Here is a 12859-nt window from a genome sequence, read left to right as displayed (position 1 = left end):
AATGTTTCCAAAGCCTGCTGGGTTTAACTGCATTTTAGATTTATTAATAACAGTCTTACTGTACTTTTAACGTGGCTTCGCGTTTAGCTTTAAATTCGGTACCAGGTTTCCATTCGGGGTAAGTATTGCCTTGCGCTACGTCGTAGCCTACTATAAAGTACAGTTGTAAATCTTGGATGGCGCCGGAAAAATCCCAATCCGTTTTAACATCGTCCGTTACTTTATGGTAATCGTTGGCAGTATAAGCTTCGGCTTTTTTCCGGAAATAATCTTGCGGCTTATCTACCGCTTCTTCGCCGGATTCAGCATAAAGCGCCGGTACGCCTTGTTTGGCAAACTCGAAATGATCCGAACGGTAGAAAGAGCCTTTTTCCGGGGTGGCTTCTGGCACTATTTTCCGGCTTTGGGTTTGCGCCGCCTGGGCCAAAATATCATCTAAAGTAGAATTACCATAGCCAATAATAATCACATCTTTAGTACGGCCGTACGCGTTGAGTACATCCATGTTAATATCCGCCAAAGTTTTATTAAGGGGGTACAAAGGGTTGGCCGCGTAATACTTAGAGCCTAATAAACCTTTTTCTTCGGAGGTTACCGCCAAAAACAAGATGCTGCGTTTAGGCGTTTCCGGTAATTTTTTATACGCTTCGGCCAATTCGAGTAAGCCAGCCGTACCGGTAGCATTATCGAGAGCGCCATTGTAAATCTGGTCGCCGGTAAGTTTAGGGTCTTTGCCCAGGTGGTCCCAGTGGGCGGTATAAACCACGAATTCGTTTTTTAACTTTGGATCGGAGCCTTCTAATTTAGCAATCACATTCCGGCTTTTCAGCTCGCGCAAGGTCAGTTTTAAATCGAAGTTGGCTTTGGCCGGTAAAGCTACCGGTTTAAAATCTTTTTGAAGAGCCATTTTTTTAAGCGCGGCAAAATCCTGCCCCGAAGCGGCCAATAACTCTTTTGCTTTATCGGTGGTAATCCAGCTTTTTACCGCTACCTGCCCGGCATTTTTATCGGGAGTCTGAATATCGACGTTTTCGCGGCTGTTACTGCCCGATACTACTTCATAAGGGTAACCAGCCGGACCAGTTTCGTGAATAATAATGGCGGCGGCCGCTCCTTTTTCCGAGGCAATTTCGTATTTGTAGGTCCAGCGGCCGTAATACGTCATGGCCCGGCCGCCAAACAGCTTCCCATCCAGTTTCGAGGTATCACTGCCATCCGGAATAGGTGGGTCGTTAATTAACATCACAATAGTTTTGCCTTTTACATCCACGCCTTTGTAATCGTCCCAACCGTATTCGAGGGCTACAATCCCGTAACCCACAAATACCATATCGGAGTTAGTAACGGTAACGCGGGGTTTGTATTGGTGCGAAAAAGCCACGTAATCGTTGGGAAAAGAAAGATTAATTTTCTTGCCATTCGCCGTAAAAGAAGCGGTAGGCTGCGCGGCAAAACCGTAAAGCGGTACATCCTGGATGTAAGTACCATTCGGGTTGCCGGGCGCTAATCCAAGTTGTTTAAACTGGCGGGTCAGGTAAGCCACCGTAGAATCTTCGCCTTTAGTACCCGGAGCCCGGCCTTCGTAGGCATCAGATGCTAATACTTTCGTATGTTTTAGAATAGCATCAGCGGTAAAACTGGTAAGAGCCGGCTGAATGGCTTCCGTGATGGCAGTATTAGTTTCGGCAGTGGGTTGACGATTATTTTCGCTGCAGCTAAATAATAACGGTAAGCCAGCAATCGTTAAAAGAAAGATTTTTTTCATAAACTGGTTAAAAAGATCTACGTAATACTAAACGCTACAGAGCAAAATTAAAATAAAAATTACGCTGCTTTACCATGGCCTGACCGGCTTGTTGCCAGCTCGTAATACCGTTTTAAGTCATAAACTTAACGAGCCACATGCATAAATTCTGGTAAAATTTAATAGAAGCATTATTTCTTTAGGGTGCTAGTAATTTTAACCGTCGGAATTATTTTGGGTTTGCTTCGCGGCAATTTTACGCTGGGTAATATGCTTCTGCCGGAAATCGTGCGTCAGAATGCTAATATTACCATCAATTTCTAAAACCGCTAAATCCACTTCGCTAAGGTCTTCCACGCCGTGCTCCCGGGCCGCGCCCTCTAATTCGGCTTTCGACAGATGCACTTTACGCAGATTAGCTTCTTTTACCCGGCCTTTGTAAATAAGCATTACCGGTTCGCCTTGTAAAAATTTACTCCAGGTCTTCGATTGGTAAACTACTAGCTTTAAGATATAATTGGTTAAAAACAAGGCGCCAGCAGCCATTAGTCCACCGCTTAGAGTAGTATCGGGACCGACCATGGCATTTTGTACGGCATTGCTGATGAGTAAAATAAATACCAGGTCGATGACGGATAACTGGCTAAGTTCTTTTTTGCCGAATAACCGGATAGCCAGAATAATAAATACATACACCGCTACCGCCCGATATACAATTTGCAGGTAGGTATTTTGTTCTAGATCCATTTACCAATTAAATTATAATAAAACAGATCTAAATAAAAGGTGAAGGAAAAAGTTTATTGCTGGTACAAATTGGTAACCAAGCGCAGAAAGAACCGCCCGGCTTTGGTTAGTTTTCTGCAACGGTAATGTGGTTCGGGAAATACTCGGTTAATATTTCTTTAACGTCGGCTTCGGTAAGAGCTTTAGAATAATGCTTTTTAACGGCCTCGTATTTTTTTAAACGCTCCAAGTCGTAAAAACTAGCCGAGGAAGTTAACATTAAAATGGTAACCTTATTTTTAAGCGCCAGATCTGCTTGTTCGTACATTTCCAGAAACTCAAAACCATCCATTACCGGCATTTTAATATCCATAAAAATTAAGTCCGGGCAGGGGTGGGTGGCATGGTTCGCTTTATCGCAAGCATGAGTCAAGTATTCGAAAGCTTTTTCCCCGTCTTTCACCACCTTAATATGGCGAGCAGCATTCATTTGAGTTAGCAGACGATGATTTAAGTAATTGGTGGTATCGTCGTCATCCACCAGCATTATTAAATTTAAAGGTATAATTTTTCTCATGTGCTATGGGTTCTATCCTGGTTCTTTAAGTATACTTTAAACGTGGTGCCGGCATCTACTTCGCTGGTTACTTCTATGCGTCCGCCATTGTTCTGGACAATCCGGTTTATGATGTATAAGCCAATTCCGGAACCGGTTACGTGGTTGTGAAAGCGCTTAAACATTTGAAATAATTTGCCTTTGTGCCGCTCTAAGTTAATACCTAAACCATTATCCTGTACGGTTAGCACGGTAAATTCATTTTCTTTATCTGATTTAATGGTAATTATGGGATTCCGGTGCGGAGAACGGTATTTTATTGCGTTGCTCAGCAGGTTATAAATAATACTTTTAAGATTAACGCGCGAAAAGTAAATAGTTGGAACGGTAGCAAAATGACTAATAATTTGGGCATCCGATTCTTTAATCATATCCTGAATGCTTAGTTGAACCTCTTGGGTAATTTCAGCCAGCGAGGTAATTTCCTGATGTTGATCTAAATTTTTTTGTACCTGTACGATATCAGCTAAGTCCCGGATAGTTGTATGAAGCTGATCCAGCGATTTATGAAACATGGTTATTAAAAGTTCGGCATCCGGGGCGGTAAACTGGGCTGACTGGGTAAGTTCACTAAAAATGCGCGACATACTAATAATGGGTAGTTTTAAATCGTGCGAAGCGGTATAGACAAAACTATCTAAATCTTCGTTTGTCTTGCGCAGTTCCTGGTTAATAGCCAGTAATTCTTCTTCGGCTCGTTTTTTTTCTTCTATATCGGTGCAGGTGCCAAACCATTTGGTAATGGTACCATTGGCATCGTACATGGGAGTAGCCTGACCTAAGAACCAGCGGTAGTTTCCGGTTTTACTTTTAAAGCGGTACTCCACTTCGTAAAATTCGCCGGTGCGCAGCGAATGTTCCCAGCGAATCCGCGACCGTTCTCGGTCATCAGGATGCAGTAAATTGTTCCACATTTCGGTGCCTTTACTGTCTTCTACATTGTAGCCCGTATAATCAATCCAGCGTTGGTTAAAATACTCGTGGTAACCTTGTGCGTCCGTTGTCCAGATAAATTGCGGGATGGTTTCGGCCAGAAATTCAAAACGTTCTTTTTCCGTCCGCAGCTGTTCCGTTAACAATTCGGCTTGCTGTTTCGCCAGTACTTGGCCGGTTACTTCAATAGCTAAAATTAATACTCCCTCAATGGTACCATGGCTGTCCCGGAAAGGCTGATAAGTAAAGCTAAAATATCCTTCTTGTAATTGGCCTTCGTTATGGCGATCTACCATTACTTTGGTTTCCCGAAAAATTAGGGCCTCGCCACTAGAGTAAACTTGCTTCATTAGCCGGGTTAAACCTTGTTCCTCGATCTCGGGCCAGGCAGTGGCAATGGGTAATCCAAGGCATTCGCGGTTGCCAAAAAGTTGCTGAATTCCGGGCGTTGCCAGGTCAATAATCTGATCCGGTCCTTTTACTAAACAGAAATGCGCGGGGGCCTGGCTTAGGATACGTTGTAATTTTTCGTCGCGAATTTGTAGCTCTTCCTGAAATCGCTTGTGTACCTCAATGTCAGTGTGGGAGCCAACCCAAAGAGTAATCTGGTCTTTTTCGTCGTGGATGGGTACAGCCCGAACCAAAAACCAACGGTACTCATTGCTGTTAGCGGACCGCCAACGGTTTTCTATCTCTAAGTTAGTGCCGGTAGCTAGGGCATGCTGCCATTTACTATGCGTGATAGCTTTATCATCCGGATGGATGTAATTTTCCCAGCCAAGTTCTAATATTTTTTGTTGCGATACGCCCAGATATTCCGACCAACGTTGATTATAATAGTTTACTTCGCCGGTAGGCAGAGCAGTCCAGGTCATGATGGGCAATGCTTCCATTAAGCTATTAAAGCGGGTCGCATTTTGCCGGGCTTCTTGCTCTGCTTGTTTGGCTTCGCTCATATCAATCATGGCCCCAATCATACGATAGGGTTTCTGGTTGCCATCGCGCAGTACAAAGCCCCGGTCCAGAATTTCGGCGTAGGAACCATCTTTCCGTTTAAAGCGGTATACATCGCTCCAGACTTCCAGACCATGTTGAATGACGTTTTGTACGCTGTGCTCAACGCGCGCTGCATCTTCCGGATGAACGCGGGAGTACCAAGAGTCTATAGTAGTTTCAATTTCTTCTTTATGGTAACCAAACCGGGTGTTAAAACCTTCACTCCATTTAAGTTTATTATTCAGTAAATTCCAATCCCAGATAACGTCATTAATCATTTGCAGGGCTACGTGCAGTAATTCTTCGTTCCGCCAATGCGCTTGCATTTCTAAGTGGTAACGGGTTACGTCTTTTACCTGATGAACAATGTACTGCAATTCGCCGTTGGCATTTACAACTGGTTTATTCCGAACTTTCCAATACCGCTTATCAAACCCACCTCCTCGTTCCGCTGGTCTTTGAATATCGTAGCGTTGCGTCCCCATCCGATGCGTTTTTTTCTGCTGAATAACTTTTTGGAGCGATTCATGTAAATTTCCCACTGCGTGAACATCCGAAGCCGCTGGGTTTTCCGGGAATACATCGAAAACGTATCGATTAACAATATCTTCCCGCTTGGTTAAAGTGGCTTTTAAATAAGCATTGCTAACCGCTATAATGTTTAAATCGGTATTCAGAATAAGGTATAAACCCGGGAGAGAATGAAAGAGCAATGCTAAATCGATAGTTGCCCCAGCTTTGGTTGAAGTCATAAAAGATAAAAGTACGCTTTGCCTTGCAGCCCAGCATACGGATGGCGTAAAGCTGCCCGAAGTACATCATTTAATGTTATATGTACTGACTGCTCTCGGTAAAAGTTACGTATTTAACTAAGTAGATTACGCTACTGTGGGCCAGGTTTTCGGTTGTAAATATCAGAAAAATAACAATTTAGCCAAGTTTACTAAGAAAGAGGGCAGGTACTAAATGAAATAAGATTTAGCTGGGTTACTTAAAGTGAATTAATAGAAAGCCAGAGTAAAAATTTTACTTTTACCCGTACAACCAGCCAGGAAAAAACTTATGGAAGCCCCAGTACTGCTTTGCCTTGCTCAAATACCACATCTACCGGAATTTCCGCTTTAGTCAAGCGAGCTAAATCGCTTTGCAGTTCCGGACTAATTTTTCCTTGTTTGGTGAGTAATTGTTTCACCCCGGTATAATCGCCGTTGCCTTGCAGAGTAAGTATTGTTTCTGATAGTTTATTCATGGCCTGCTCCATTTTGGCAAAATCTACGCGGTAGGTGCCCGTAGCCGCATCGCGCACGAAGGCGCCGTTTTGAGCGAAAAAATTAAAACGTACCATATTGGCTTGCCCGTGCGCACTGGCTGCGCCAAACCGCACCGACCGGAAAATACCCGCTAAAAAAGTAGTATAGAAATTTTTTAAATCGCCTTCTATCTGGCCTTTTTTATGAAGTTGAGTAATCATGTACAAACCCAGAATATCTGCTTTACCTTCTTCCAGAGCTGAGCCTTGTTCTTTTAAGGCATCGCGTACCGTTCCTTTTTTATTAATGGTGTTCTTAATGCCTAAGCCATGCGCTACTTCGTGAAACATGGTGGTAGCGAAAAAAGCATCAAAAGTTATAAACTGCCGTTGGTCCGCAGCAATTAAAGTGTTGGCTACCGGTACCATAATTTTATCAAACTTGGCCCGCATGGCATTCTTTAACTGTAACCGGCGGGTGCCTTTTTTGAGTTGTACTTCTTCGTCGTTAGGTAAATTTATGGCAATGGTTTTGCTGCCCGCATTGCAATCGCCGGCATAATAAATTACATCATAGGCATTTAAATCCGAATCAGTACCCGGCGTTTCTTTTTTGTATGGAGCTGATACGGGTAAACCCTTTTGTAATTCAGGCAAGAGAGCAGCATATTTTGCCAAACGCTGGCTCCAGGCCTGGTCTTTAACTAATAAATAAGCTTCATGGGCAGCTTTATAATTATATAATTTGTCTTCGTATACTTCAATAGGACCAATTACAAAATCAATATTATTGGTTTTCATGTCCATCCAGGCTAAGTCGCTGGGTTGGTACTTGTCGGTGAGCAGCGCTTCGGCTCGTAAAGCAAGGTACTTTTTAAGCCCCGCATCTTCGGCTAGGGTGGCGGCTTGCTTCAATAAATCAGCAGCTTTTTCTACCTGAGCTTTAAACTGAACATGATACGGTACGGTTATAAGTTTACCCTTGGCATCGCGGCGCAACAGAGTATACTGGCTTTTTTTATCTTTAATATTTGCTTTTTCAAACTCAGCTTTAGTCATGTTCTGGGGGTAAAAATTAGCTGTTTCTGGTTTTGATTTTACACCCGGAATAAAAGGCTCATTATTTTCTAAGCGATCCCAAGGACCATAATTTATTTCTACAAATTTGCGGGTAGCGCCGTCTTGAATGGCATTAAGCAAAGAGTCCCGGTTGCCGTAAGCTTCATACCAGAAAATGTCATCCATAATTTTAGCGGCATCTATTAATAAGGGCAGCATCTGCTTTTCTTTCGCCGTAAGCGTATTTAAATCAGCAGCTAGCTTTACTTGTACGTACTTACTTAAGCGGGCATAAATTGGGGTTGTTTTGGTAGTATCAGTAGGTTGTTGCGTATTTAGTACGGTTTGTTCGGCTTGCTGCTCTTTATTTTTATTTTGGCAACTTAGCCCACAAAAAATACTTACTATGACCAACAGAAGAAAATAATTTCTTTTCATGCAGTTTCAAATTTAATTTTTCCGTAAGATAAATACTGTTACGGAAATAGCCAGGATAATGTACCGGATAATAGATTAAGCAGATTAAACGAAACTTTAACAGGAATCTAAGGGTACTAGATAGCAGAATTTTTATTAAAAACCTTTCAATAAATGACGTAATGTTTCTAATATTAAGCTATCATTTATTAGAAAATAGTTAATAAGGTATTATCGAAAACTTAAAATACTATTTATCTACTGGATATGAGGTGTTTAATACACAAATATTAATCTTAACTACAGTAATTTATTATCTATTCTATTCTGAACAAGAACAAGAAATAGATTTATGGCCCTGATAATTAGTTATATTCGCTTATGCGAATTAATATTTCGTTATTATTGTTAAAGTATTTACATTTGAAACCAAATTTTTAACAACCGTTTTTCATGAGTAATTTTTCGTATATCGCTAATGCAGACGCATCGTATATTGATGAGTTGTATAAAGCCTATCAACAAAATCCGGAATCGGTAGATTTTGGTTGGCGCAAGTTTTTTGAAGGATACGATTTCTCTGTAAAGTATGCCTCAGAAAACGGCAAATCTACTCCATCTGTTAATGGAACGGCTAAAACGGCTACTCCAACAACAGCTCCCTTAACAACTTCTACTTCGGATATTGATCGGGAGTTAAAAGTACGCAATCTTATCCAGGCTTACCGGAGCCGGGCTCATTTGCTTTCCAAGACTAACCCGGTGCGTCCGCGCAAAGACCGCAAAGCTCTTCTGGATTTAAAAGATTTCGGTTTATCCGAAGCAGACTTGGATATTGTTTTTCAGGCGGGGGAGGCAATTGGTATTGGTGCTTCTTCGCTGCGCGATATTGTTGCGGCTCTGAATAAAATTTATACCCAAACCATCGGCTTCGAATATATGTACATCCGCGACCCGGAAGTACTAGATTGGTTTAGAGATAAAATAGAAAAAGAATTCTTAGATTTTAATCCGCCTTTAGAATATAAAAAACGCATTCTTAGAAAGTTAAACGAGGCCGTTGTTTTCGAAAACTTTTTGCATACCAAATTCTTAGGCCAAAAGCGTTTCTCTCTGGAAGGTGGCGAAACTACTATTCCGGCTTTAGATGCTATTATCGATAAAGCCTCGGAATTGGGCGTAGAGGAAGTAATGATCGGGATGGCTCACCGCGGCCGTTTAAACGTGTTGGCGAACACCTTAGGTAAAACCTACGAACAAATCTTTAGCGAGTTTGAAGGTACCGCCGTGCCGGATTTAACTATGGGCGATGGCGACGTAAAATACCACATGGGTTATTCCAGTGAGGTAACTACTGCTTCGGGTAAAAAAGTAAACCTGAAATTAGCGCCTAACCCCTCGCACTTAGAAGCAGTAAACCCAGTGGTAGAAGGTTTTGTACGGGCTAAAATCGATAGCATGTACAATAACGATTACCACAAAATATTACCTATTTTAATTCATGGGGATGCAGCTTTAGCAGGACAAGGCATTGTATACGAAGTGACGCAAATGTCGCAGTTGGAAGGTTATAAAACGGGGGGTACTATTCACTTTGTAATTAATAACCAGGTTGGCTTTACTACCGATTTTGAGGATGCCCGCTCATCAATTTACTCTACGGATGTGGCGAAAATTATTGATGCTCCGGTACTGCACGTGAATGGTGACGACCCCGAGGCTGTAGTTTATGCCGTACAGGTAGCTACCGAATACCGCCAGCGGTTCCACGCCGATATTTTTGTAGATATGGTTTGTTACCGTCGTCATGGTCATAACGAGAGCGATGAGCCTAAATTCACGCAACCGCAGTTATATAACCTGATTTCCAAGCATCCGAACCCACGGGAAATCTACAATAAAGTATTAATTAACCGGGGCGAAGTAGACGCGCAACTGGCCGAAAATATGGACAAAGAGTTCCGTGATTTACTACAAGACCGCTTGAACCTGGTGAAACAAAAGCCGTTGCCGTACAATTACCAGGTGCTGGAAAAAGAATGGCAGGTACTGCGCCGGTCTAAACCCGAAGATTTTGACCAATCACCGGATACCAGTATTAGCCAGGAAGTGGTAGAAAAAGTTGGAAAAGCGCTTTCTACTATTCCGGAAGGTTTTAAACCCTTAAAGCAAATAGAAAAACTCCTGAAAGAACGCCAGGAGATGTTTTTCACTACCCAGACTTTAAACTGGGCGGCGGCTGAATTGTTAGCTTACGGTTCGTTGTTGCTGGAGAATAAAATTGTACGTTTGGGTGGTCAGGATGTGCAGCGTGGAACCTTCTCGCACCGGCATGCGGTATTGCACGACGCTGAAACGAGCCAAGGTTATAATAGTTTGAACTACATCGACGAGAAGCAGGAGAAAATGCGTATTTATAATTCCCTGCTTTCGGAATTTGGGGCGTTAGGTTTTGAATTTGGCTATGCTATGGCTAACCCCAATGCCTTAGCTATTTGGGAAGCTCAATTCGGGGACTTTGCCAACGGGGCCCAGGTAATGATTGACCAGTTTATTACGCCATCCGAATCAAAATGGCAACGCATGAACGGCGTGGTAATGTTATTACCGCACGGTTACGAAGGCCAGGGACCGGAACACTCCAATGCCCGGCCGGAAAGATTTTTACAGCTAGCGGCTGAATACAATATTTTTGTCACCAACATTACTTTACCGGCTAACTTCTTCCACGTATTGCGCCGGCAATTAGCATTGCCCTTCCGGAAACCGTTAATTAACATGGCGCCGAAATCAATGCTGCGTCACCCCTTAGCTGTTTCGCCATTATCTGATTTTACTTCCGGTTCTTTTAAAGAAGTAATTGGTGATACGTACGCCGAAGCCAAAGAAGTGAAAAAGGTTATTTTGTGTTCTGGCAAATTCTATTACGATTTATTCGACGAACAGCAGAAAAACAACCGGAAAGATGTAGCGGTTATCCGGATAGAGCAATTACATCCTTTCCCGCATCCGCAACTGGAAGCGGAATTAAGTAAATACAATAATCCGAAAGTTTACTGGGCCCAGGAAGAACCTTCGAATATGGGTTATTGGGCGTATATTTTGCGGGCCTTGCGGCTTAAAAATATTCTGCAGGACTTTATTGCCCGCAAGGCAAGTTCGTCGCCGGCTACCGGTTACCTTAAAATCCATAACAAAGAACAACGCGAACTCGTCGAAAAAGCATTCGCGATATAGTTTAGAGTTATGAGTTAAAAGTTATGAGTTGATGTAGGCTAAAAGTAAATTAAGTGTAAATCTTAGCTGCTTTTAACCTGCATCAACTCTAAATTTTTATAATTTTAACTCATAACTCATAACTTTTAACTCATAACTCTAAAAATATGTCATTGGAAGTAAAAGTGCCCGTGGTGGGCGAGTCGATAACCGAAGTAACTATTGCCAAATGGCTGAAAAAAGACGGTGACCAGGTAGCTATGGACGAAGTTATTTGTGAACTGGAGTCTGATAAAGCTACCTTTGAACTGCCCGCTGAAGGAGCCGGAATACTACGGATAAAAGTAGGCGAAGGCGAAACCATTCCGATTGGTACAGTACTGTGCAGCATTGAGGATGGTGCTAGCAGTAATGGTACCGGCCCTGCTGCTGCTGGCACTACCGCTGAAAGTAAAGGCAGTGGCTCTGGTTATGGTGGAGCAGTAGCAGAATCGCAGCCGGCAGAAGCCCAAACTATTACCGACCCGCAAGGCACACCTGCTGCCGAGAAAGCACCAGTAGCTGAGAGTTCTTACAATCCAGTGTCAACGAATAATAATCCGCAAGCCGGCAATGCGGCAGTTACTGCCAAGGGTGGGACAAAAGAAATCAAAATTCCAACTGTAGGTGAATCTATTACGGAGGTAACTATTGCCAAGTGGCTCAAAAAAGATGGCGAATTAGTGGCTCTCGATGAAGTTATCTGCGAATTAGAATCCGATAAAGCTACTTTTGAACTACCCGCCGAAGTTGCTGGAACCTTACACATTGTGGCTCAGGAAGGAGCAACCGTACCAGTAGGCGCCGTAATTTGTACCATTGAAAGTACTACCGGAGCTGTTTCCGGCGCACCTGCTACTTCTGCACCAGCTGCCGCACCTCAGCCCGCGCAAGCGGCCGCTGCTACCAATGGAGGCGCTCAAACGTATGCCAGTGGCACTCCCTCACCAGCTGCCGGTAAAATACTCGCCGAAAAAGGTATTAACGTGACGGATGTGGTAGGCTCCGGAAGAGATGGCCGCATTACGAAAGAAGATGCTGTAGGAGCTCAGACTAAACCGGCTGCTCCTGCACCGCCACCAGTCCCAGCAGCTGCGCCAACGGCACCACAAACAGCATCTGGACCAGTGGCTGCTCCGGGAAGCCGTAACCAGCGCCGCGAACGAATGTCGAGTTTGCGGAAAACAGTGGCTCGTCGCCTGGTAGCCGTGAAAAACGAAACGGCTATGCTTACTACCTTTAATGAGGTGGATATGAAGCCAATTATGGACATCCGGGCAAAGTACAAAGACAAGTTCAAGGAAAAATTTGAAGTGAACCTGGGCTTTATGTCGTTCTTCGTGAAGGCTTGTACCGTAGCCTTGCAGGAATGGCCCGCCGTGAACGCTCAAATCGAAGAAAACGAACTAGTATATAATGATTTCTGCGATATTTCCATTGCGGTGTCCGCTCCGAAAGGTTTGGTAGTACCCGTAATTCGCAACGCGGAGAGTTTATCGCTGGATGGTATCGAGAAAGAAGTAGTTCGTTTAGCTAAAAAAGCCCGCGAAAACAAAATATCCATCGAAGAGATGACCGGGGGTACCTTTACTATTACCAACGGCGGTGTCTTCGGTTCTATGATGTCTACCCCCATTATAAATGCCCCGCAATCAGCCATTCTGGGTATGCATAATATTGTGAACCGGCCCATCGCCATTAACGACCAGGTAGTTATCCGCCCCATGATGTACGTCGCCCTATCCTACGATCACCGCATCATCGACGGACGTGAATCGGTAAGCTTCCTGGTGCGCGTGAAAGAGTTGCTGGAAGACCCAATGCGTCTACTAATAGGCGTGTAACGCCTATTAGTAAGTTAAAA

The 12859-nt window shown here is 43.4% G+C and carries 7 protein-coding genes; 2 read left to right on the top strand and 5 right to left on the bottom strand.

Features of this window, described 5'->3' with window-relative positions; translation table 11 throughout:
* Positions 1 to 55 precede the first annotated feature (55 nt).
* The 5 genes from AHMF7605_RS16145 to AHMF7605_RS16125 all read right to left on the bottom strand — a co-directional run bounded on the left by AHMF7605_RS16145 (position 56) and on the right by AHMF7605_RS16125 (position 7761).
* Entirely contained in the window at positions 56 to 1765 is a 1710-nt protein-coding gene (locus AHMF7605_RS16145) for a M28 family metallopeptidase (protein WP_106931051.1), read from the bottom strand.
* Positions 1766 to 1960: 195 nt separating this feature from the next.
* On the bottom strand, positions 1961 to 2491 hold the full coding sequence (locus AHMF7605_RS16140) for a DUF421 domain-containing protein (RefSeq protein ID WP_106931049.1): 531 nt from the start codon (positions 2489 to 2491) through the stop codon (positions 1961 to 1963).
* Positions 2492 to 2597: 106 nt separating this feature from the next.
* Positions 2598 to 3047 carry a response regulator gene (locus AHMF7605_RS16135; RefSeq protein ID WP_106931047.1) on the bottom strand — a complete coding sequence of 150 codons (450 nt, stop codon included), beginning with the start codon at positions 3045 to 3047 and terminating at the stop codon, positions 2598 to 2600.
* On the bottom strand, positions 3044 to 5767 hold the full coding sequence (locus tag AHMF7605_RS16130) for a PAS domain-containing protein (RefSeq protein ID WP_106931045.1): 2724 nt from the start codon (positions 5765 to 5767) through the stop codon (positions 3044 to 3046). The genes AHMF7605_RS16135 and AHMF7605_RS16130 overlap by 4 nt, the downstream gene beginning before the upstream one ends.
* A gap of 308 nt (positions 5768 to 6075) precedes the next feature.
* Entirely contained in the window at positions 6076 to 7761 is a 1686-nt protein-coding gene (locus tag AHMF7605_RS16125; RefSeq protein ID WP_106931043.1) for a dipeptidyl-peptidase 3 family protein, read from the bottom strand.
* Positions 7762 to 8193: 432 nt separating this feature from the next.
* Between AHMF7605_RS16125 and AHMF7605_RS16120 the strand changes: the two genes are divergently transcribed.
* Positions 8194 to 10977 (top strand): 2-oxoglutarate dehydrogenase E1 component, encoded by a 2784-nt coding sequence (locus tag AHMF7605_RS16120; protein WP_106931041.1) that lies wholly within the window; start codon positions 8194 to 8196, stop codon positions 10975 to 10977.
* A 146-nt stretch (positions 10978 to 11123) separates the two neighbouring features.
* Positions 11124 to 12839 (top strand): 2-oxoglutarate dehydrogenase complex dihydrolipoyllysine-residue succinyltransferase, encoded by a 1716-nt coding sequence (gene odhB, locus AHMF7605_RS16115; protein ID WP_106931039.1) that lies wholly within the window; start codon positions 11124 to 11126, stop codon positions 12837 to 12839.
* The last annotated feature ends 20 nt before the right edge of the window (positions 12840 to 12859 follow it).

Origin of the sequence: Adhaeribacter arboris (genome assembly GCF_003023845.1) — a bacterium.
GTDB lineage: Bacteria > Bacteroidota > Bacteroidia > Cytophagales > Hymenobacteraceae > Adhaeribacter > Adhaeribacter arboris.
The sequence above is the reverse complement of the archived record's forward strand: the minus strand, read 5'-3'. Positions and strand labels throughout refer to the sequence as shown.

Bases quoted from the DNA above. Each gene is read 5' to 3' on its own strand.
- AHMF7605_RS16145 (WP_106931051.1), bottom strand. From the start codon at position 1,765: ATGAAAAAAATCTTTCTTTTAACGATTGCTGGCTTACCGTTATTATTT.
- AHMF7605_RS16140 (WP_106931049.1), bottom strand. From the start codon at position 2,491: ATGGATCTAGAACAAAATACCTACCTGCAAATTGTATATCGGGCGGTA.
- AHMF7605_RS16135 (WP_106931047.1), bottom strand. From the start codon at position 3,047: ATGAGAAAAATTATACCTTTAAATTTAATAATGCTGGTGGATGACGAC.
- AHMF7605_RS16130 (WP_106931045.1), bottom strand. From the start codon at position 5,767: ATGACTTCAACCAAAGCTGGGGCAACTATCGATTTAGCATTGCTCTTT.
- AHMF7605_RS16125 (WP_106931043.1), bottom strand. From the start codon at position 7,761: ATGAAAAGAAATTATTTTCTTCTGTTGGTCATAGTAAGTATTTTTTGT.
- AHMF7605_RS16120 (WP_106931041.1), top strand. From the start codon at position 8,194: ATGAGTAATTTTTCGTATATCGCTAATGCAGACGCATCGTATATTGAT.
- odhB (WP_106931039.1), top strand. From the start codon at position 11,124: ATGTCATTGGAAGTAAAAGTGCCCGTGGTGGGCGAGTCGATAACCGAA.